Origin of the sequence: Bradyrhizobium sp. S69, from assembly GCF_009766005.1 — a bacterium.
In the GTDB taxonomy this organism is placed as follows: domain Bacteria; phylum Pseudomonadota; class Alphaproteobacteria; order Rhizobiales; family Xanthobacteraceae; genus Bradyrhizobium.
This window is the reverse complement of the sequence record NZ_LMUK01000038.1, coordinates 391,100-410,255: the sequence shown is the minus strand read 5'-3', so window position 1 is coordinate 410,255 and position 19,156 is coordinate 391,100. Positions and strand designations below refer to the sequence as shown.

Genomic DNA, 19,156 nt, shown 5'->3' with positions numbered 1-19,156 from the left:
TCGCCCCCAGGGCTTGGTGTATTTTCTTGGTGTATTTTCTTGGCGTCTTTCCACGCGCATGTTACCCGAAACTGGTTCGCTCACTCGCGCTCGAAGCGTTTTAAGCAAAGCATTGGGGAAAACGCACATGTCTCAACAATTTGCGTCACGCCCGCTGGTCATCGCGCCGTCGATCCTGGCGTCGGATTTCTCCAGGCTGGGCGAGGAAGTCCGCGCCGTAGATCAAGCGGGCGCCGACTGGATCCATCTCGACGTGATGGACGGGCATTTCGTCCCCAACATTTCCTACGGTCCCGACGTGATCAAGGCGATGCGCCCGCATACCAAGAAGATCTTCGACGCGCATTTGATGATTTCGCCGGCCGACCCCTACCTCGAAGCCTTCGCCAAGGCCGGCTGCGATCACATCACGGTGCATGCGGAAGCAGGTCCCCATCTGCATCGTTCGCTGCAGGCGATCCGTGCGCTCGGCAAGAAGGCGGGCGTCTCGCTCAACCCGGCAACGCCGATCTCGGCGATCGAATACGTGATCGACATGATCGACCTCGTGCTGGTGATGTCGGTCAATCCGGGTTTTGGAGGCCAGGCCTTTATCCGTTCCGCGGTTGGCAAGGTCAGCGATATCAGGGCGATGACCGCGGGACGGCCGATCGATATCGAGGTGGATGGCGGCGTCGGCCCGGATGTTTCCGGCGCGTTGGCCGCCGCCGGCGCCAACGCTTTCGTCGCGGGCTCCGCCGTGTTCAAGGGCGGCACCGTCGAAAGCTATCGGCACAACATTTCTGCGATCCGCGATGCGGCAGCAGCGGCGCGTGGCGAGATGGTGTAGTTAGCGCTTGCGGGCCTCGAGGCCGCGCAGCAGCAGCGCCAGCAACGCATCGAACCGCACGGCCAGATCAGGATCTTTCCATTCATCGGCATGCGCCGGATGCTGGTAGCGGATGGTGGCCTCGTAAATCGCGCGTGCCGAAGCTTTGACGTCGGCGACGTCGAAGGCGCCCTCTTTGACGCCGTCAGAAATAATGGCCGCGATCTGATCGACCAGGCCTTCCTTGTACGCTTTCACGACCGAGCAGGCCTCGCGCGCCAGCGTCATATACGTCATGAACATTTCAGGGTCTTCGGAAACCTTCTTCTGCTTGGCAAAGCATAGCGTCCGTAGCCAGCGCTCGAGCCGCGCCGGCGCAGGCCCCTTATCTTCCGAGATTTCGTCCAGCGGCGCGCTGACGCGGGCGAGCCATCGCTTGGCTACCGCCTCGCGCAACGACGCCTTGCTCGGAAAATGCCGGTAGACGCTGCCGTGGCTGACATCGAGTGCACGGGCGACATCCACCACCGTGGCCTTGGCCAGGCCAAAGCGACGCAATACATCTTCGGTGACTTCGAGAATGCGCTCCGGGGTCAGCACAACAACTTCGTTCATGGAAACCCCGTCCTGTTTTCTTTGGCCTGTGATGGTTTAGCGGGCCAATTTCGCGGCTTGCGCCGCCAGATGGCGGGCAACCCTCAAATTGAGCCAGTCGTGGAGTAAGGCGGTCAAATGAATGATTTCTGTGGTCATGGCAGTATCTCGGCAGTTTCTAAGGCGAAATTTCTTGTTCAAGTCCCCGCGTATTCGCGGCGGCCAAGACAGTTATAACGATCGCGCTGACAGATTTCAATATCTGTCAGTCAATATTTCGTGACGATATTGGAGCCGGCGACCGCCCGGCGATTGACACCCCCGTCCCGCCTAGAGCCTTTTCCGTTCCGATGGAATCGGAACGGGGCTCTAGTCTTTTGTTTCGACGCGTTTTCGTGACGCGAACCGGTGCCCACGGAGCCTGTCATCGGGCGCGCATCGCGCGACCCGTTGGCTCGAAAACGCTCTATACCGGTGTTTGTCTCGCCGGACCGGTTCTGCTAAAGCGCGCTGTAATCCCCAAACCACCGAGTCCACGATGATTCCCCGCTATACACGTCCGGAAATGGCCGCCATTTGGGAGCCTCAGACCCGCTTCAAGATCTGGTTCGAGATCGAGGCGCATGCGGCGGATGCGCAGGCGGAACTCGGTGTGATCCCGAAAGAGGCCGCCAAAACGATCTGGGCCAAGGCCAAGGACGCCACCTTCGACGTCGCGCGGATCGACGAGATCGAGCGCGAGACCAAGCACGACGTCATCGCCTTCCTGACCCATCTGGCGGAGATCGTCGGTCCCGAAGCGCGCTTCGTGCATCAGGGCATGACCTCGTCGGACGTGCTCGATACCTGCCTCAACGTCCAGCTCACCCGCGCCGCGGATATCCTGATTGGCGACGTCGACCGTGTGCTGGCGGCGCTGAAGAAGCGCGCCTTCGAACACAAGATGACGCCGACCATCGGCCGCTCCCATGGCATCCATGCCGAACCGGTCACGTTCGGGCTGAAGCTCGCCTACGCCTATGCGGAATTTTCCCGCGCCCGCGCCCGCCTGGTCGACGCCCGCAAGGAAGTCGCGACATGCGCGATCTCGGGCGCGGTCGGCACCTTCGCCCAGATCGATCCGCGCGTCGAAACCCATGTCGCCAAGGCGATGGGGTTAGTGCCGGAACCGATTTCGACGCAAGTGATTCCGCGTGATCGCCATGCGATGTACTTTGCCACGCTCGGCGTGATCGCCTCGTCGGTCGAACGGCTCGCCACCGAAGTCCGCCACATGCAGCGCACCGAGGTGCTGGAGGCCGAAGAGTTCTTCTCCGAGGGACAGAAGGGCTCCTCGGCGATGCCGCACAAGCGCAATCCGGTGTTGTCGGAGAATCTCACCGGCCTCGCCCGCATGGTGCGCGCCTATGTGACGCCGGCGATGGAGAATGTCGTGCTCTGGCACGAGCGCGACATCTCGCATTCCTCCGCCGAGCGCATGATCGGCCCCGATGCCACGGTGACGCTGGATTTTGCCCTCAACCGCCTCGCGGGCCTGATCGACAAATTGCTGATCTATCCCGAAAACATGCAGAAGAATCTCGACCGGCTCGGTGGTCTCGTGCATTCGCAGCGCCTGCTGATCGCGCTGACCCAGAAGGGCGCCAGCCGCGAGGACGCCTACAAATTCGTGCAGCGCAACGCGATGCCGGTGTGGCGCGGCGAAGGCGACTTCCAGACGCTGTTGAAAAAAGACGCCGACGTGAAGAAATATCTCAGCGATGCCGAGATCGATGAGCAATTCGACCTCGGCTATCACTTCAAGCACGTCGATACGATCTTCAAGCGGGTGTTCGGGGCGAGCTGACCGGCGCGCACCGCAATAACGACTGAATGCTAACCCGGGATCTCCGGGCAAACGCTTTGCGTTTGTCCCGAGGGAAAACCGGGTCCCACTTTTCCGGATCATGCGCTAGGATCGCGCCGTGCCAACCCGCCCCACGATTCTGGTATTCGACTCCGGCCTTGGCGGCCTCACCGTTCTGCGTGAGATCGTGAAGGCGCTGCCCCACGCGCATTACGTCTATGTCGCCGATGACGCGTTCTTTCCCTACGGCCACCACAGCGAAGACGCGATCATCGCGCGCGTGGTGCCCCTGATCGGCGAATTGATAGCGGCGCATGCGCCCGATCTGGTGGTGATCGCCTGCAACACCGCCTCGACCTTGGTGATGTCGCATCTTCGCAGCGCCTACACTGCGCCCTTTGTCGGAACGGTCCCCGCCATCAAGCCGGCCTGCGCCAATTCGAGGACAAAGCGGGTGTCGGTGCTCGGCACCAAGGGCACCGTCAAGCGCGAATATACCCAGGCGCTGATCCGCGATTTCGCGCAAGGCTGCGAAGTGACCCTGGTGGGATCGCCGGATCTCGCTTCTCTGGCGGAATCGGCGCTGAACGGCGTTGAGGTCAGCGATACCGCGATAGAGGCCGAGCTTGCGCCATGTTTTGTCGGCGCCGGCGACGACGCCTCGGCGCGCACCGATACCGTGGTGCTGGCCTGCACCCACTATCCCCTGCTGATGGACCGGCTGGTTCGCCTGGCGCCGTGGCCGGTGGACTGGATCGACCCCGCGCCGGCGATCGCGCGCCGGGTGGTGGATTTGCTCGGCCGCACGGAGGGCGAAGCCGGCGATGCCGGCGCCGAAATGATCTTCACCTCGGGGCGGCCGCACGGATTGAGCGCGACACTGACGCCGTTTTTCGGCGGGCGAGTGCCGAAGTAGCGCCCCTGAACTATCCCAAACACAGGCCAGGAAGTTTTCAACCGCGACTCAAACGATCGGTACAGCGTGTTGATCCGATCGCGTGCCGAATTGGCCTTCTTCGCCAGGGCGCGGAATGAGTGACCTAACGCACGTTCTGCGCGTAGCTTTGTGACAAACCATCCGTGAATCCCCGGATGGTTAAGGGGAAGCGAACGCGACCTCGTTCAGTGCGCGTTTCGATATTGATTTCGTAAATCAGGGTTGTAGTCACATTGGCCGTCAACCATAATCCCCCGGTCCGAGCAATCAATGAGCGCTCAAAATATGAGTGAGCCAGAAGCACAATCCGAGGTTTCTCCCGGCGCGCCCGGCAGGCAAGGCCGGCCTCCACGTCAAGAGCCGCCGCGCGGCAAGAAGCCTGGCTCCTCTCGGGGCATCGTGATCGGAATTGTCGGCGGCCTCGTGATCGCCGGAATAGCCGGCGGCGTCGTATTGCCCAACATCGTCCGCGACAAGCCGCCTGTTGTTGGTGAGGAATCCACCCTGGAAGTGCTGTTACCAGGCGACATCAATGGGGCCCTCCCTACCCTCGATCCAGGAACGTCGAAAGCCGCGGTGGATGACGCGAAGAACTGCAAGGCGCCGCTGGGGTGGGTGACATTGACGCAACGGAATGGGCATGGCGGCATGGTGCGCATCCGTTCGGGACAATATCTGTCGCCGCCGATCAAGCTCACCCCCACACCTCAGCGCGTCGCTATTCCCTATCCCGCGCCTTATCCCGTGGGCCGTGGCGTTCTGACATTGCTCGGCGAGGCGGACCAGGTGGGGTTCTACCTGACGCCCGGTGGAATTCAGGACGTGAACGGCACCTATTCCATTAACGTGAGATGGCAGGTTCGCAACCCGTGCCCATCATGAATGTGCAAATTGGGTGAACTCGACGCCATGATTGGGAATTGCCGTCAATGAAGAATTTCTTCCGCAACAACCCGATGGCCGGCATGTGCGTCGCCATGATTGTGGCCGCGGTCGCCACCAACTGGATCCTCAATCCGAGATCCGGTCCGTTCAGCGCACTGACATGGGCAAACTCGCTGACGCTTGGCGCCGTGCTTCTGATCATGATGGCCGGCGTCGCAATGACTTACGTGGCGATGCGGCTCGCCAGCGACCCCACCGGATTTGGATTGGTGCCTGTCGGGGAGGGCTACACGGTCGGGCGCCGGCTGAACGTGGATTCTGCTTCCGTGTCTGTCCGCAGCGCCGACGAGGTACTCGACGAACTCGACCAGATGATAGGGCTCGGCTCCGTCAAGGAGGAGGTCAACAAGTTGCTGGCCGGCATCGAAGTCGAGCGCAAGCGCCGTGAACAGGGCTTGCCGGTGGCGAAGGTGAGCCGGCACATGGTGTTCACCGGGCCGCCCGGCGTCGGCAAAACCGAGATCGCGCGCGCCCTGGGCGAGATTTATCGCTCGCTCAAAGTGCTGCGCAAAGGACATGTGGTCGAGGTGCAGCGCGCCGATCTGGTCGCGGGTTATATCGGGCAGACGGCCATCAAGACGCTGGACAAGTGCAAGGAGGCACTCGACGGCATCCTCTTCGTCGACGAAGCCTATTCGCTCGCGGGCGAAGGCAAGGATTTCGGCCACGAGGCAATCGCGACCTTGATCAAGTTCATGGAAGACAACCGCGATCGCGTCATGGTGATCGCCGCCGGATACCCCAATGAAATGCGGCGCTTCATCGCCATGAATCCGGGCATGGCGAGCCGCTTCAACAGGACCATCGAATTCCCGGCCTATGAGCCGAAGGAACTGGCTGCGATCTTGCGACTGATGGCCAAGCGACAACGCGCGGAGTTGCCGGACGTCCTCGAGCAAAGCCTGGTCCCCTGGATCGAATCGCAGTGGAGAAGCGAGGGCTGGGGCAACGCGCGCGAGATGCGCAACCTTCTTGACAAGGCCAGCGAAGCCCAGTCCTTGCGCGTGGCCGTCGATCCGAACGCCGACATCAGCAAGATCGAGATGGTCGACTTCGAAAGCGTAGGCGTGAATTTGGTGCGAACGCGCATCCCGCCGCCGGCGCCCCCGCCCCCGCCCGTGCCGGCCCTGGCAACTCCGGCTGCGGTCGTCGTTCAACCCTTGTTGACGCCTTCTTCGCCGCCTGACCCTTTGGCGTCACGCGCCGGGCGCAGGCTGAAGGTCGAAGCTACCATCCCCCTTGAACGCACACTCGATCAGGCGCTGGACCGCCTCGAAGAGATGGTCGGGCTGGCCTCGGTCAAGGAGGAGGTGAACAGGCTGATGTCGTCGCTGGAAGTCGAGCGCGTGCGCCGCGAGCAAGGCCTCGCCACCGCGCCCATCAGCCGGCACATGGTATTTACCGGTCCGCCCGGAGTGGGAAAGACCGAGATCGCGCGCGCACTCGGCGAGATCTATCGCTCACTCAACGTGCTGCGAAAAGGTCATCTGGTCGAGACCGACCGCTCGGGTCTGGTCGCGGGCTATATCGGCCAAACCGCTGCCAAAACGCTCGACAAATGCAAGGAAGCGCTCGACGGCATCCTGTTCATCGATGAAGCGTATTCGCTGGCCCGATCGGGCAACGATTTCGGCCAGGAGGCCATCGATACGTTGCTCAAATTCATGGAGGACAACCGCGACCGCATCATCGTCATTGTCGCGGGTTACCCGAATGAGATGCAGCGCTTCATCGGCAGCAATCCCGGTCTTGCCAGCCGCTTCACCAAGACGATCGAGTTTCCGCCCTATGCCGCAAACGAGCTCGCCGCTATCCTGCGGGTGATGGCAAAACAACAAAACTTCGTATTGCCTGACGATCTGGAGTCCAGCCTCGGTCCGTGGATCAAGCTGGGCACGCGCAACAGGTCGTGGGGACAGGCGCGCGAGATGCGAACGTTGCTGGAGCGCGCGCGCGAGGCCCAGGCCACGCGCATTGCGCAAACCCCTTCAGCGGACGTGCGTCAGCTCACCATGGCGGATATTGACGCGGCCATCCGGATTTCCGGATATCGCGAGACCGTGCCGGAGAAGATCAGCGATACCCTCGTCAGGATTCCCGTGCTCCCTCGCTCGGTCACCCCATTGTCGGAGGGGACATCCGCCCTACAGGCCGCGGTTGTGACCATAAAGCTGGAAGGTGGTGGCCACGGCAGCGGCTTCTTCATCTCCAGGGATGGCTATCTTTTGACCAACCAGCACGTGACCCAAGACAACAAATTCGTAACCATCAAACTGACGACGGGCCGTCAGATGCCTGGCGAGGTGTTGCGGTCGCACAAGGCGCGAGATGTCGCCTTGGTCAAGGTGAATGAATCGGCCATGGAAGCCCTGCCGCTGCAGCTCGAACCGCCTGACGTCCTCGCCGAAGTCTATGCGGTGGGAACGCCGTTACTTGAAGAGTATTCGACGACCATCAGCAAGGGTATCGTCAGCGCTTATCGCACGTTCGACGATCTCAAGCACATACAAAGCGACGCCGCCATCCATGGCGGCAGTAGCGGAGGGGCCATGGTGGACCGGTTCGGCAATGTCGTTGCCATCAGTGTTAGAGGATTTACCGAGTCGGAGCGGAAGGTGGGCACAAGCCTCAACTTCTTCATTCCGATCGCCGATGCGCTCAAGTTCCTCGCTGTTGAGTTGGTCTGAGCAAGGCTTGGCATAAGACTTGGCATAGCCGTCAACGAAGCAATCGGCCCCTGGATGGAATTAGAACAGACAAACTCGATGACAGCGATGGGTCGAACCGCGGCCTTGCATATCGCGTTCTGGCAGTACGATCCCTGGTACCGCCGCGCGTGGCTTGTCTGGCCGCAGGTGACAGCCATCCTTCTTGCGATCTGGCTTCTTGTGGGTCTTCCAGAAGCAGCAATTCCGCTGGGCAATTGGGCAAAGCCCGCCGATTGCACCAACGCGTTGACCCCGGGCTGCGCAACAACCCGGCACGCCGTGCATGTCTGGGACGACGATGAGGTCGCCAAACCCACGATCGCCAATCAGATCACGGTCAACGTCGACCGGTCGACTTTTCGAAGTTCTGCCGCAGACGACCAGCCGAAACTCACGGCGGCGCTCGGCGCCTATTATCGCTTTGATTGGGCAAAGACGATCGATATCCTGAAATCGGCGAACGCAAGCGACCCGAACGTTCAGTTCGTCACGGCGCTCGCTTTGCTGATCCCAAACTCGACCGACCAAGCGCGCAACGCGCAAGCGTTGCTGCGCGAGGCGGCTGCCGGAGGAAATCGTCAGGCTGGCAGCGTGCTTGGCCGTGTCTTCTTCGTGGGCGCGGGCGGCTTGCCGAAGGATGAGATGGCGGGACGGAAGTTGATCGATGACGCGGTGGCGGCCGGCGAGCCCTACGCGATGCGGCTGGCTGCTGCCGGATATGTCAGCGGCGAATTTGGTGGCACGCTCGATACCGTCAAGGCCGTCGATCTCTTACGCAGATCGGCGGATGGTGGCGATCTCATCGCCATGGCGCAACTGGCCTACTGCATCGATACCGGCCGGGGCGGGCTCAACCGGGACGCCGCGAAGACGCTCGATTATCTGCGGCGCGCGGCGGATGCGGGGTTTGACGGGGCACAGCTCACGCTCGCACGGTGGTTCAGAGACCGGTATGGCAATCAAGAAAACGCCGATTTGTCGGAGGCGATCAAGTGGTTTGAGCGGTCCTATCACCAAGGGCACTCGATCTACGCTGCCGGAGAGCTCGCTTATGTCCATCGATACGCACGCGCGGCACCGTGGTTCGACACCAAACGCTCGTTTGAATTATTTCAGGTTTGCGCGGCTTACAGAAATGCCTATTGCCACTATTGGCTTGCGCGTGCCTATCACGACGGTGCCGGAACAGCGCGAGACTACACCCAGGCCTACGCTCACTACACGGTTGCAAAACAGCTCGGGCGACAAGATGCAGCCCCCCTCCTTCAGAAACTCGATGATTTCCTCCAACCCGACATCAAGACCAGCGCAACGGAACTGGCCAAGAGCATTTCGGCAGCTCTCAAACCGGCACCACGCCCAATCCGGCTAGAAACAGCGGAGACTGAGGCCGCAGGCTCACCCCCGTGGCCGGACCCCACCCCGCGACCGGCATCACCTTGATCCGCTGACGAACAGCCTTGCTGGCTCGCATGATGTGTCATCGTGTCTGGACGATTCAGAGTCCGGATTTATGATGGAGATATCTCGCGATCGGTAGCGGGCGGCGATGAAGACCCATGTCGGCAGTCCCTGATCGTCATGGCCGAGGATTTCATCCGGGCTACGTCCGGTATCGGCCAGCGCGGAATACTGGCTTCCGATCTTCATCAAGCGGGCCGCAACCTGATCCGGACGCCGGCGCCGACGCTCGCGCGCCAGGCGCTCCTGCAAGGCCAGAGTCACGGCCGAGGTCAGGCTTTCGCCGGTGAGGCCGGCGAGTTCGGTTGCGAGCTTATGGGCTTCGTCGGTAAAAATACCATTCAAATTCTACCATGGATGCAAGGTGGATTATCCCGATCCGATCTTTCCGCTGTCGCGCGCCGCTGCTAGCTTGTCGCAGCGCGACGCGCCAACCGGAGTTTCGGATGTGACGACCGCAACGCCTGCACCGCTGAACCGCCTGCGCAAGCTGTGGCGCGAGGGGCGTCCGACCTTCGGCGCGATCGCGACCATTCCCAGCATCCAGACCGTGCAGATCATGGCCCGTTCCGGGCTCGACTGGATCATCGTCGATCTCGAACACGGCCCGATCGATCTTGGTTCGGCGCACGGCATGATCATCGCCACATCAGGCACGCCGTGCGTGCCGCTGGCGCGGATCGCGGCCAACGAGCCGTGGCTCGCCAAGGCGCCGATGGATCTCGGCGCGCTCGGCATCAATTTTCCGATGATCTGCAACCGTGCGGATGCGGAAAAGGCGGTGCGCAGCGTGCGCTATCCGCCGCATGGCGACCGGCTGTGGGGACCGTTTCACGCGCCGTTTCGCTGGGGCGTTTCGATGCCCGATTACATGGCGACCGCCGACGACGACATGATCTGCATGGTCACCATCGAGCATGTCGAGGCGGTCAAGCGCATCGACGAGATCATGGCAGTGCCCGGCATCGACGTCGCGGTGATCGGCCCCGGTGATCTCGCCACCTCGATCGGCAAGCGCGGTCGCCTCGACGATCCCGAAGTGCTGGCGCTGATCGCGCAGGCCGAAGCCGGCATCCTGAGGAGCGGCGTTCCGATCGGAGGTGCTGCGCGTAGCGCCGAACAGGCCAACGGGATGATCGAGCGCGGCTACGTCGCGCTGGCGCTCGGCTTCGACTGGTCGCTGTTTGCGCGAGGCATTGCCGCGAGCTTCGAGGGCATCAAGCGCTGAGGTGGCCGCCGACCCATGCGCTTGACGCGCTTTTCGCATTTGCCAGAGCCTGCTAGGGCTGTCGGCACAGGGAGAAAAATCATGATCAAGAAAATTCTGCTGGCACTGACACTCACCGCCTTTGCCTTTACGGGTGGCGCTTTCGCCCAGGGCATCAAACGCACGCCACTGCAAAAGATCGACTTTCCGGAAGGCTACACCACCGTGACCGCGATCGCCGAGGTCCCGCCCGGCGGCGCCTCCGGGCGTCACAGCCACCCCGGCATCGAGACCGGCTATGTGCTGGACGGCGAGCTTGAACTCGCGTTCGACGGCAAGCCGTCGCTGAAGGTCAAGGCAGGCGAATCCTACCAAATTCCGGCCGGCGAGATCCACGACGCCAAGGCCGCCGGTGACAAACCCCTCAAGGTACTCGCCATTTACATCGTCGATAAAACCAAGCCGCTGGCCACACCGGCCCCTTGAGCCGGGTCCGTTCGGAAATGCGGCCGATTTGGCCGTATAAAGCCGGCTATATCGTTTGACATAACAGCGGTTTCTCCCTAGAAACCGCCTGCTCGCGGGCCGATTTCGGCCCGCGTTGCGTTTCGCGACCCGTGGCCTCCCCTTGAAGCTTAAGGGATGGGCCTGTCGGCTCCGGGAAGTTCCCGGCGCACAGGAGGGCGCGTTTCCTCAAAACTCAAACTTTTACAAGAGGACGCGATGACTAAGCGCAGTGAGGCGAAATACAAGATCGATCGCCGTATGGGCCAGAATATCTGGGGCCGCCCCAAGAGCCCGGTGAATCGCCGTGAATACGGCCCCGGCCAGCACGGCCAGCGCCGCAAGGGCAAGCTCTCCGACTTCGGCGTGCAGCTGCGCGCCAAGCAGAAGCTGAAGGGCTATTACGCCAACATCAGCGAGCGCCAGTTTCACGGTATCTATGTCGAAGCCAGCCGCCTGAAGGGCGACACCGGCGAAAACCTGATCGGCCTGCTCGAGCGCCGTCTCGACACCGTGGTGTATCGCGCCAAGTTCGTCGCCACCATGTTCGCCGCACGCCAGTTCATCAATCACGGCCACGTCAAGGTGAACGGCCGTCGCGTCAATATCTCGAGCTACCAGGTGAAGATCGGCGATCTGATCGAGGTCAAGGAATCCTCCAAGCAGCTCGCCGTGGTGCTGGAAGCAAGCCAGCTCGGCGAGCGCGACGTACCCGATTTCATCGAAGCCGATCATTCCAAGATGACCGCGAAATTCGGCCGCATCCCGCATCTGTCGGATGTGCCGTTCGCGGTGCAGATGGAGCCGCATCTGATCGTCGAATTCTATTCGCGCTGATCCTTCGGCGTTTTGCCAATATCAAAAGGCCCCGGTTTTGCCGGGGCCTTTTTTGATGCCGTTAACTCAGGCAACCCTCTGCGAGTCATCTCTCGCGCGACAGGCCTGTGGCCTTTGCAAAGTCTCCCATGCCTTTGGTGCGCGCGGTCGTGTCGAGCGCGGTACAAATGTAAGCGGCGTCGTTCGTCTCAAACGCTTCGGTGAGATAGGCTGCTATCGCTATCGGGGTCTTGAGATAATCGGCCGCGTCGAACTTTGAAATCTTTGTCATCTTTCGCTTTCAACGAGCGCTGCGTCTAGTACGCCCGCATGACCTTACCTCGCGTTAAACCGCCATCGCCTTCTTTGCCGCCTGAGCCAGGAAGCCCGAACGCGTAAAGCCTTCTCGCTCGGCATAGCGGTCGATTTGATCGAGGACGTCTGCGGGCATCGTCACGTTGATGCGAACGCTTTTCACGTCGGTTGCCGGGGCGGCGATCAGAACGGCAACGCCATCCTTGTTTTGGGCATCCTTCATGATCTCTTCCAGAGAACTGGGTTCTGGCGCGGCTTCGCCATCGGCCACCATCCCTTCCAGATGCAAGGCCAAGGCCTCAGCCCCCATATCACGTGCTTCATCCAGGGTTTTGCCGGCACTGATGACACCGGGCAGATCCGGAAATGAGATGCCGTAATCGCTGTCGGCCTCTTTGTGAATCAGGGCGATATACTGTCGCATTTTCCATTCACTCTCTGCTGCGCGCAGGCGGGCCGTATTGGCCCCACTACTCATTTGCTATTCGCTACTTCAGTTTCAGGCTCGCTTGCTTTTCGATGCTCCTGAACGTCCCTATCGGGATATCTCTCTTGGGATGAGGAACCGTGACCCGTCCCGGTTTGACCGGATGCTTGAACTGGACATGACTTCCCTTTTGGGCGACCTGAATCCAGCCATCCGCCTTGAGAGCGGAGATGATGTCCCTAGAATTCATGTGTATTTATACATACCGATTGCCGCTAGATCAAGTGTATAAATACACACCAACTGGCGCCTCGACAAAAGAAGAAGAGTTCCAATGACCTACACCCCTGCCCCGCGCGATCCCAAGGCCATCCCGGTCCACATCAACCTGCTCTCGGACACCCAGACCCGGCCGACACCGGCGATGCGGGAGGCGATGGCGCGGGCTGAGGTTGGCGACGAGCAGATCGGCGACGATCCGACCACCAATGCGCTATGCGAGCGCGTGGCGGATCTGCTCGGCAAGCAGGCCGCCGTATTCATGCCCTCCGGCACCATGTGCAACGTCACGGCGACGCTTTCCTATTGCCGGCCCGGCGATGAAATCCTGGCGCATGAGAGCGCGCATCTGCTGGCCCGCGAAGGCGGCGCGCATGCAGCGCTCGGCGGCTTCCAGATAACGGCGCTGACGGGTGCCGATGGACAATTCACGCCCGAGACCTTTCGAGCCGCGCTCCACCCGCGCACGCGCTATCAGCCGCCGCAGGTTCTCGTCAGCGTCGAGCAGACCGCCAATATCGGCGGCGGCACGATCTGGAAAAAGCAGGCGCTCGACGAGGTCGCGCAGATCGCCAAATCGAATGGTCTTGCGACCCATATGGACGGCGCGCGGCTGTTGAATGCCTGCGTGGCGACCGGCATTGCCGCGCGCGACATGATTACGGGGTGGGATTCGGCCTGGATCGATTTCTCCAAGGGCCTCGGTACCCCGATCGGCGCGGTGCTGGCGGGCTCACGCGATTTCATCGACGACGTCTGGCGCTGGAAGCAACGGCTCGGCGGCTCGATGCGCCAGTCCGGCATGTGCGCCGCGGCCTGTGTGTACGCGCTCGACCATCACGTCGACCGCCTTGCCGAGGATCACGCCAATGCGCGGGCGCTGGCGCGCGGGCTGTCGCAAATCGTAGGCCTACAGGTGCAGCAGCCCGAAACCAATCTGGTGTTCTTTACCCCCGACGGCGCCGGCGTCAGCGGTGACAAGATGGTCAAAGCCTTGCGCCAACGCGGCGTGTTGCTCGCAATGATGGACGGCCGGATCAGGGCCTGCACCCATCTCGACGTCACCGCTGCGATGATCGAGGAGACGGTCGGCCTGGTGCGCGAGATCGTGCGGGGCGCATAAAGGCTCACCAAGCCTTTAGTTCTCCATCGCTTCATAGATCAGCTGCTTGACGGCCTTCTGGATGCGCTGGCGTTCCGTCGGGGTCTCTTCCAGCAGCACGAAGAACATGTCCTGCTTGCGGTCGACCACGAAATAGCAGCCGCTGGCGCCGTCCCATTTCAACTCGCTGAGCGAACCCGGCGGCGGCGGCTTTGCGTTGCCGGGATCGGTGCGCACGCCCAGGCCCAATCCAAAACCAAAGCCGTCGCCGGGAAAATACAGATGATCGCGCGCAACGCCCGAGCCCGGCCCGATGTGATCCGATGCCATCAGTTCGAATGATTTGGGGCTGAGATATTGCTTGCCCTCGAATGTTCCGCCGCTGAGCAGCATCTGCGCGAACTTTGCAAAATCCGACATGGTGGTGAGCATGCCGCCGCCGCCGGATTCCCATTTCCTGACCACTTCGGGATCGAAGCCGACCTTGTAATTGCTGTCATTCGGTGCCGGCTTTGCCAGCAGCTTCTGCTTTGCCGGATCGGTCACATAAAAATTGGTGTCGGGCATGCCGAGCGGATCGAGCAGGCTTTCCTTGTCATATTGCAGCAGCGATTTTCCGCTGGCGACTTCGATGACGCGCCCGAGAATGTCGGTCGAATGGCCGTAGTTCCATTTTGTACCGGGCTGCTCGGACAGCGGCAATTGCGCGATGCGTTCGGCGAATTCGGCGTTGTTGAAATCGCCATCATAAATCCGGGCGTTGGTATAGGCGGTGCGGACGAGGCTTTCGCCATAGAAGCCGTAAGTGATCCCGGAGGTGTGGGTCATCAGGTCGTGGATCGTGAGCTGCCGGTTGAGCGGGACGAGGTCGATCATCTTCTCGCCATTTGCGGTCTTCTTCTCGACGCCGACGCTGACCGTGGCAAACGACGGAATGTAGATCGCGACCGGATCGTCGAGCTTGATCTTGTGGTGCTCGATCAGCGTCATCGCCGCGACCGAGGTGATCGCCTTGCTCACCGAGAAAATGCGAAAGATGGTGTCGTCGGTCATCGGCGCCTTGGTGACCGTGTCGCGCACGCCAAAGAACTCGTGATAGACCGGCTTGCCATGCTGCTGGATCAGCACGACGGCGCCGGGAATCTTGCCGACAGCTACTTCATTGCGGAAGAACTCGCCGACCTTCTCGAGCTTTTGCGGATTGAAATGGGCGTCCGCGGGAATATCGAAGGCGCCCTCGGCGCGTGCTTGCGACGCCGCCAACGCCAACAGCGCGCCGCCAATCAGCGCGCGCAGCCCTGCCAAAGAATTCATCAACCCCTCCCCGGATCAACGGCTGGGAAGTGTAGCGGCCGGTTCAGTCGGCACAAGGGCTGCCGATGTCGGCCAGCGCCTCGACATGGAGCGTCGCGCTGTCCTTTGAAAAACAACAGAAAATCACATGATTGACGGCGGGGGCCGCGGCCAGCGCATCCACTATGGTTGCGACCGCGATTGGCGCGGCGCGATCGGCGGGGAAACGATAGATGCCGGTTGAGATCGCCGGAAAAGCCACCGAGGCACGGCCGTGCTGCTGGCATAGCGCTACCGAGCGGCGATAGCAGGAGGCGAGCAAATCATCCTCGCCGTGGCTGCCGCCATTCCACACCGGCCCAACCGTGTGGATCACATGGCTGGCCTCAAGTTGATAACCCCTGGTGATCTTGGCATCGCCTGTCGCGCAACCATGCAGCGTACGGCATTCGGCCAGTAATTCAGGCCCCGCGGCGCGATGAATCGCGCCATCGACCCCACCGCCGCCCAACAGCGACGAATTGGCGGCGTTGACGATGGCGTCAACGCCGAGCGTTGTGATATCGGCGACGATGACTTCCAGCCGCGCGTTGCGCAGCTGGCGCGCCGCGAGCCTCAGGCGGACGCCACCGCGCTGGCCACGACACCCTTGTCGGCCAACAGCTGCTGCAACTCGCCGGCCTGGAACATCTCGCGAATGATGTCGCAGCCGCCGACGAACTCGCCCTTGACGTAGAGCTGCGGAATGGTCGGCCAGTTCGAATAGGTCTTGATGCCGTTGCGCAAGTCCGCGGATTCAAGAACGTTCAGTCCCTTGTAGCCAACGCCGACGTGATCCAGGATCTGCACCACCTGGCCGGAAAAACCACACTGCGGAAACTGCGGCGTTCCCTTCATGAACAGCACGACGTCGTTCGACTTCACTTCGTTTTCGATGAATTGCTCGATGCTCATCTTGTCTTCCTTTTGGGGCACTGCCCCTTTCGGCATGGGCGCTACGGGCAGGCCGCCCGTTTAACTCGATATTGCCCATATATGTAGCCCAAACCGTTGTGCATCCAAAGTAAAATGACACGGAGCAGATATGCGGCCGGATTTCCCTGGGCCTTGCGCCGGGAGATCGGGCCATTGGCTGACGCTGCCAATACTATCCCAAAGGGGTCTTTATCATACTCAAGGAGGCTTTTTTCCCGGCCGGGAACACCTATTTAGGACGGGCTGTCCGTAAGGAACCAGTTCGCCAGAGTAACGTTCTCTTCCCGACCGGAGACCATTCGTGACGATATCAGCATCCGCTGCGGCCACCATCACGCCCCCCCATCCCTCGCTGTTCTCCGAATCCGGTACCCTCGGCCAGGATCTGGTGGAGGCGTTCCTCGCGGTTCGGGATGAGACCGAACGCCGCGCCGCGCCGCTGTCGGCGGAAGACCAGTTGATCCAGTCCATGCCGGACGCCAGCCCGGCGAAATGGCACCGCGCCCACACCACCTGGTTCTTCGAGCAATTCCTGCTCGGCCAGCATAGCCCTGGATATCAGCCATTTCATCCGGACTACGCCTTCCTGTTCAATTCCTATTACGTCAGCGCCGGGCCGCGGCATGCCCGCCACCAGCGCGGCCATCTGACCCGCCCCAGCGCCGATGAAGTCACGGCCTATCGCCGGCATATCGACGCCGCCGTGGTGAAATTCTTCCAGACCACCGACGCGGACACTCTGGCGAAGCTCGTGCCGCTGGTCGAAGTCGGCCTTAATCATGAGCAACAGCATCAGGAATTGATGCTGACCGACATCCTGCACGCCTTTGCGCAAAACCCTATTCCGCCGGCCTACGATCCGGCCTGGCGCTTTCCGGCCGCGACCGGCGATGGCGACCAGTGGATCACCCTTACCGAGGGCATCCACAGCATCGGACACGCCGGCGAGACGTTTCATTTCGACAATGAAAAGCCCGCGCACCGCGCGCTGGTCGGGCCGGTGCGGCTCGCCCGCAACCTCGTCAGCAACGCCGAATGGCTCGCCTTCATGGCCGACGGCGGCTATCGCACGGCCACGCTATGGCTGATGGACGGCTTCGCGGCGGCCAATAACGAAGAGTGGCAAGCGCCCGGCCATTGGCGCCAGGTCAACGGCGAATGGCAGATCATGACGCTCGGCGGGTTACGGCCGATCGATCCGAAGGCCCCGGTCAGCCATGTCAGCTATTACGAGGCCGACGCGTTCGCGCGCTGGAGCGGTAAGCATCTGCCGACCGAAATGGAATGGGAAGTCGCCGCACGCGCCGGCCAGCTCAACGACGCCTTCGGCATCGTCTGGCAATGGACCCGCAGCGCCTATGCCGCCTATCCCGGCTACCGCGCCATCGAAGGGGCGCTCGGCGAGTACAACGGCAAGTTCATGGTCAACCAGTTGGTGCTGCGCGGCTCCTCGCTCGCAACGCCCGACGGCCATAGCCGTATCACCTACCGCAACTTCTTTTATCCACACCATCGCTGGCAGTTCACCGGACTGCGGCTCGCCGATTACGCCACCTGATTTTTTGTAATCCAACCGCGCCGGGACGCGCATCCAGGAGAGTATCATGAATGTGCATGCCAGCGCCTTGGCCGAAGCGCATCTGCCTGACCAACAAACCTCGGTATTCGCCCGCGAAGCGATCGGCGATCTGTCGCAGCGCCCCAAACGGCTGTCGCCGAAATATTTCTACGACGCGACCGGCTCGGAATTGTTCGAGGCGATCACCCGGTTGCCGGAATATTACCCGACCCGCACCGAGCTCTCGATCCTGCGGGATCGCGGCAGCGACATCGCCGCCCTCATTCCGGAGGGCGCAGCATTGATCGAGTTCGGCGCCGGCGCGACCACGAAAGTCCGGCTGCTGCTGGAAAATTGCGCGATCAGCGCCTACGTCCCGGTCGATATTTCCGGCGACTTCCTGCAAGACCAGGCCAATGCGCTGCGCCGGGATTTCCCCGGCCTTGCGGTGTTCCCGGTGGCGGCGGATTTTACCGCGCCGTTCGCATTGCCGGAGGTCATCACCCTCGCCGGGATGCCGAAAGTCGGCTTCTTTCCAGGATCGACGCTCGGAAATTTCGAGCCGCATGAGGCCTGTGCCTTCTTGCGCAGCGCCCGCGAAATCCTCGGCAAGGACTCGCAGATGATCATCGGCGTCGACCTCGAAAAGGACGAACGCGTGCTGTACGACGCCTACAACGATGCCGCCGGCGTCACCGCGCGCTTCAATCTCAACGTCCTGGTCCGCATCAACCGCGAGCTCGGCGGCAATTTCGACCTGTCGGCCTTTACCCATCGCGCGATCTACAATCGCGAGCGGCATCGCATCGAGATGCATTTGATCAGCAAGAAATCGCAAAGCGTGCGCCTGCTCGGCACCAACTTTGCGTTCCGCGCCGGCGAAAGCATCCATACCGAGAGCAGTTATAAATACAGTATCGATCGCTTCGCCGCGCTGGCACGCGGCTCCGGCTGGACCCCGCGCGCATCCTGGACCGACAAGGCCGGCATGTTCTCGGTTCACGCGCTGGTGGCGTCGGACTGAGCCAAGGGAACAGTTCGGCTTGGGGCGACGGGCTGTGCGGGTTGGCGAGCCGGGGCGAAGCGGCTTGGCGCGTTGATCCTCCGCCGTCGCGCCATCATGGCGCATTGGCGTCCGATCGTTCGTAGCTGATCTGGTATTAGCGGTCGCCGCATTTTTTGCCATTTTTTCGCACGTCTCCGCGTTCTCGCGACAGCATTCGCCCGAGTTTTGCAAATCCGTTTGCCCTCAAAAAATGAGAGGGCGCAGTGCGATCCCAAGAGGGACGCAGGCGACCCTCAAAAAAGAGGGCGCAGGGAAGACCGGGTGCGCGCTGCACCCGCGGTCTCGCGTGCAAAATTATCAAACAACAACGCACAC

The 19,156-nt window shown here is 61.5% G+C and carries 20 protein-coding genes; 12 read left to right on the top strand and 8 right to left on the bottom strand.

From position 1 onward, the window contains the following. The first annotated feature begins 127 nt into the window (after window positions 1–127). Window positions 128–829: a ribulose-phosphate 3-epimerase gene (gene rpe / locus GSQ88_RS16720; RefSeq protein WP_159008813.1), complete on the top strand. Its 702-nt coding sequence runs from the start codon at window positions 128–130 to the stop codon at window positions 827–829. On the opposite strand, the gene GSQ88_RS16715 is transcribed toward rpe, so the two are convergent. Continuing rightward, window positions 830–1,423 (bottom strand): TetR/AcrR family transcriptional regulator, encoded by a 594-nt coding sequence (locus GSQ88_RS16715; RefSeq protein ID WP_159008812.1) that lies wholly within the window; start codon window positions 1,421–1,423, stop codon window positions 830–832. Window positions 1,424–1,940: 517 nt separating this feature from the next. On the opposite strand from GSQ88_RS16715, the gene purB reads away from it, so the two are divergent. From purB to GSQ88_RS16685, 5 genes are all read left to right on the top strand, one after another. Then, on the top strand, window positions 1,941–3,248 hold the full coding sequence (gene purB / locus GSQ88_RS16705; protein ID WP_159008810.1) for an adenylosuccinate lyase: 1,308 nt from the start codon (window positions 1,941–1,943) through the stop codon (window positions 3,246–3,248). A gap of 118 nt (window positions 3,249–3,366) precedes the next feature. Next, window positions 3,367–4,164, top strand: coding sequence for a glutamate racemase (murI, locus tag GSQ88_RS16700; protein ID WP_159008809.1), 798 nt, complete (start codon window positions 3,367–3,369; stop codon window positions 4,162–4,164). A 291-nt stretch (window positions 4,165–4,455) separates the two neighbouring features. Then, on the top strand, window positions 4,456–5,067 hold the full coding sequence (locus tag GSQ88_RS16695; RefSeq protein ID WP_159008808.1) for a hypothetical protein: 612 nt from the start codon (window positions 4,456–4,458) through the stop codon (window positions 5,065–5,067). A 203-nt stretch (window positions 5,068–5,270) separates the two neighbouring features. Then, window positions 5,271–7,817: an AAA family ATPase gene (locus GSQ88_RS16690; RefSeq protein ID WP_246784826.1), complete on the top strand. Its 2,547-nt coding sequence runs from the start codon at window positions 5,271–5,273 to the stop codon at window positions 7,815–7,817. Between the two features lie 78 nt (window positions 7,818–7,895). Next, the gene (locus tag GSQ88_RS16685) at window positions 7,896–9,281 is read left to right on the top strand and encodes a tetratricopeptide repeat protein (protein ID WP_159008806.1); all 1,386 of its coding nucleotides are present in this window, start codon (window positions 7,896–7,898) and stop codon (window positions 9,279–9,281) included. Here GSQ88_RS16685 and GSQ88_RS16680 read toward each other — a convergent pair. Beyond that, a complete protein-coding gene (locus tag GSQ88_RS16680) occupies window positions 9,273–9,644 on the bottom strand; it encodes a type II toxin-antitoxin system VapB family antitoxin (RefSeq protein ID WP_159008805.1) in 372 nt (123 codons plus the stop codon). The genes GSQ88_RS16685 and GSQ88_RS16680 overlap by 9 nt on opposite strands. A gap of 103 nt (window positions 9,645–9,747) precedes the next feature. On the opposite strand from GSQ88_RS16680, the gene GSQ88_RS16675 reads away from it, so the two are divergent. The 3 genes from GSQ88_RS16675 to rpsD all read left to right on the top strand — a co-directional run bounded on the left by GSQ88_RS16675 (window position 9,748) and on the right by rpsD (window position 11,847). Beyond that, a complete protein-coding gene (locus GSQ88_RS16675; protein ID WP_159008953.1) occupies window positions 9,748–10,527 on the top strand; it encodes an HpcH/HpaI aldolase family protein in 780 nt (259 codons plus the stop codon). 81 nt (window positions 10,528–10,608) lie between these two features. Further along, a complete protein-coding gene (locus tag GSQ88_RS16670) occupies window positions 10,609–10,992 on the top strand; it encodes a cupin domain-containing protein (protein ID WP_159008804.1) in 384 nt (127 codons plus the stop codon). 237 nt (window positions 10,993–11,229) lie between these two features. Further along, entirely contained in the window at window positions 11,230–11,847 is a 618-nt protein-coding gene (rpsD, locus tag GSQ88_RS16665) for a 30S ribosomal protein S4 (RefSeq protein WP_159008803.1), read from the top strand. Between the two features lie 85 nt (window positions 11,848–11,932). Here rpsD and GSQ88_RS16660 read toward each other — a convergent pair whose 3' ends face one another. The 3 genes from GSQ88_RS16660 to GSQ88_RS16650 all read right to left on the bottom strand — a co-directional run bounded on the left by GSQ88_RS16660 (window position 11,933) and on the right by GSQ88_RS16650 (window position 12,818). Beyond that, the gene (locus GSQ88_RS16660) at window positions 11,933–12,118 is read right to left on the bottom strand and encodes an addiction module antidote protein (RefSeq protein ID WP_159008802.1); all 186 of its coding nucleotides are present in this window, start codon (window positions 12,116–12,118) and stop codon (window positions 11,933–11,935) included. A gap of 54 nt (window positions 12,119–12,172) precedes the next feature. After that, complete coding sequence (locus tag GSQ88_RS16655) at window positions 12,173–12,565, bottom strand: type II toxin-antitoxin system HicB family antitoxin (RefSeq protein WP_159008952.1); 393 nt, start codon at window positions 12,563–12,565, stop codon at window positions 12,173–12,175. 64 nt (window positions 12,566–12,629) lie between these two features. Further along, complete coding sequence (locus GSQ88_RS16650; RefSeq protein WP_159008801.1) at window positions 12,630–12,818, bottom strand: type II toxin-antitoxin system HicA family toxin; 189 nt, start codon at window positions 12,816–12,818, stop codon at window positions 12,630–12,632. Between the two features lie 84 nt (window positions 12,819–12,902). Here GSQ88_RS16650 and GSQ88_RS16645 point away from each other — a divergent pair, with 84 nt between their 5' ends. Beyond that, window positions 12,903–13,970 (top strand): threonine aldolase family protein, encoded by a 1,068-nt coding sequence (locus GSQ88_RS16645; RefSeq protein ID WP_159008800.1) that lies wholly within the window; start codon window positions 12,903–12,905, stop codon window positions 13,968–13,970. 15 nt (window positions 13,971–13,985) lie between these two features. On the opposite strand, the gene GSQ88_RS16640 is transcribed toward GSQ88_RS16645, so the two are convergent. Genes GSQ88_RS16640 through grxD form a run of 3 tightly spaced genes read right to left on the bottom strand, consistent with a single transcriptional unit; the run spans window position 13,986 to window position 16,196 of the window. After that, entirely contained in the window at window positions 13,986–15,263 is a 1,278-nt protein-coding gene (locus GSQ88_RS16640; RefSeq protein ID WP_159008799.1) for a serine hydrolase domain-containing protein, read from the bottom strand. A 43-nt stretch (window positions 15,264–15,306) separates the two neighbouring features. Then, entirely contained in the window at window positions 15,307–15,861 is a 555-nt protein-coding gene (locus tag GSQ88_RS16635; protein ID WP_159008951.1) for an O-acetyl-ADP-ribose deacetylase, read from the bottom strand. Then, entirely contained in the window at window positions 15,858–16,196 is a 339-nt protein-coding gene (gene grxD, locus GSQ88_RS16630; protein WP_159008798.1) for a Grx4 family monothiol glutaredoxin, read from the bottom strand. Before grxD ends, GSQ88_RS16635 begins: the two co-directional genes overlap by 4 nt. Before the next feature lie 373 nt (window positions 16,197–16,569). On the opposite strand from grxD, the gene egtB reads away from it, so the two are divergent. Both egtB and egtD read left to right on the top strand, forming a co-directional pair. Continuing rightward, window positions 16,570–17,775, top strand: a complete 1,206-nt coding sequence (egtB, locus tag GSQ88_RS16625; protein WP_502706738.1) for an ergothioneine biosynthesis protein EgtB — start codon at window positions 16,570–16,572, stop codon at window positions 17,773–17,775. Window positions 17,776–17,821: 46 nt separating this feature from the next. After that, entirely contained in the window at window positions 17,822–18,799 is a 978-nt protein-coding gene (egtD, locus tag GSQ88_RS16620) for an L-histidine N(alpha)-methyltransferase (protein ID WP_159008797.1), read from the top strand. Window positions 18,800–19,156 lie beyond the last annotated feature (357 nt).

What these genes read in the sequence shown, in the direction of transcription:
- egtD (WP_159008797.1), top strand. Translation starts at nt 17,822, where the DNA reads ATGAATGTGCATGCCAGCGCCTTGGCCGAAGCGCATCTGCCTGACCAA.
- GSQ88_RS16715 (WP_159008812.1), bottom strand. Translation starts at nt 1,423, where the DNA reads ATGAACGAAGTTGTTGTGCTGACCCCGGAGCGCATTCTCGAAGTCACC.
- purB (WP_159008810.1), top strand. Translation starts at nt 1,941, where the DNA reads ATGATTCCCCGCTATACACGTCCGGAAATGGCCGCCATTTGGGAGCCT.
- rpe (WP_159008813.1), top strand. Translation starts at nt 128, where the DNA reads ATGTCTCAACAATTTGCGTCACGCCCGCTGGTCATCGCGCCGTCGATC.
- grxD (WP_159008798.1), bottom strand. Translation starts at nt 16,196, where the DNA reads ATGAGCATCGAGCAATTCATCGAAAACGAAGTGAAGTCGAACGACGTC.
- rpsD (WP_159008803.1), top strand. Translation starts at nt 11,230, where the DNA reads ATGACTAAGCGCAGTGAGGCGAAATACAAGATCGATCGCCGTATGGGC.
- GSQ88_RS16695 (WP_159008808.1), top strand. Translation starts at nt 4,456, where the DNA reads ATGAGCGCTCAAAATATGAGTGAGCCAGAAGCACAATCCGAGGTTTCT.
- GSQ88_RS16685 (WP_159008806.1), top strand. Translation starts at nt 7,896, where the DNA reads ATGACAGCGATGGGTCGAACCGCGGCCTTGCATATCGCGTTCTGGCAG.
- GSQ88_RS16645 (WP_159008800.1), top strand. Translation starts at nt 12,903, where the DNA reads ATGACCTACACCCCTGCCCCGCGCGATCCCAAGGCCATCCCGGTCCAC.
- GSQ88_RS16660 (WP_159008802.1), bottom strand. Translation starts at nt 12,118, where the DNA reads ATGACAAAGATTTCAAAGTTCGACGCGGCCGATTATCTCAAGACCCCG.
- GSQ88_RS16690 (WP_246784826.1), top strand. Translation starts at nt 5,271, where the DNA reads ATGATGGCCGGCGTCGCAATGACTTACGTGGCGATGCGGCTCGCCAGC.
- GSQ88_RS16650 (WP_159008801.1), bottom strand. Translation starts at nt 12,818, where the DNA reads ATGAATTCTAGGGACATCATCTCCGCTCTCAAGGCGGATGGCTGGATT.
- GSQ88_RS16640 (WP_159008799.1), bottom strand. Translation starts at nt 15,263, where the DNA reads ATGAATTCTTTGGCAGGGCTGCGCGCGCTGATTGGCGGCGCGCTGTTG.
- GSQ88_RS16655 (WP_159008952.1), bottom strand. Translation starts at nt 12,565, where the DNA reads ATGCGACAGTATATCGCCCTGATTCACAAAGAGGCCGACAGCGATTAC.
- GSQ88_RS16670 (WP_159008804.1), top strand. Translation starts at nt 10,609, where the DNA reads ATGATCAAGAAAATTCTGCTGGCACTGACACTCACCGCCTTTGCCTTT.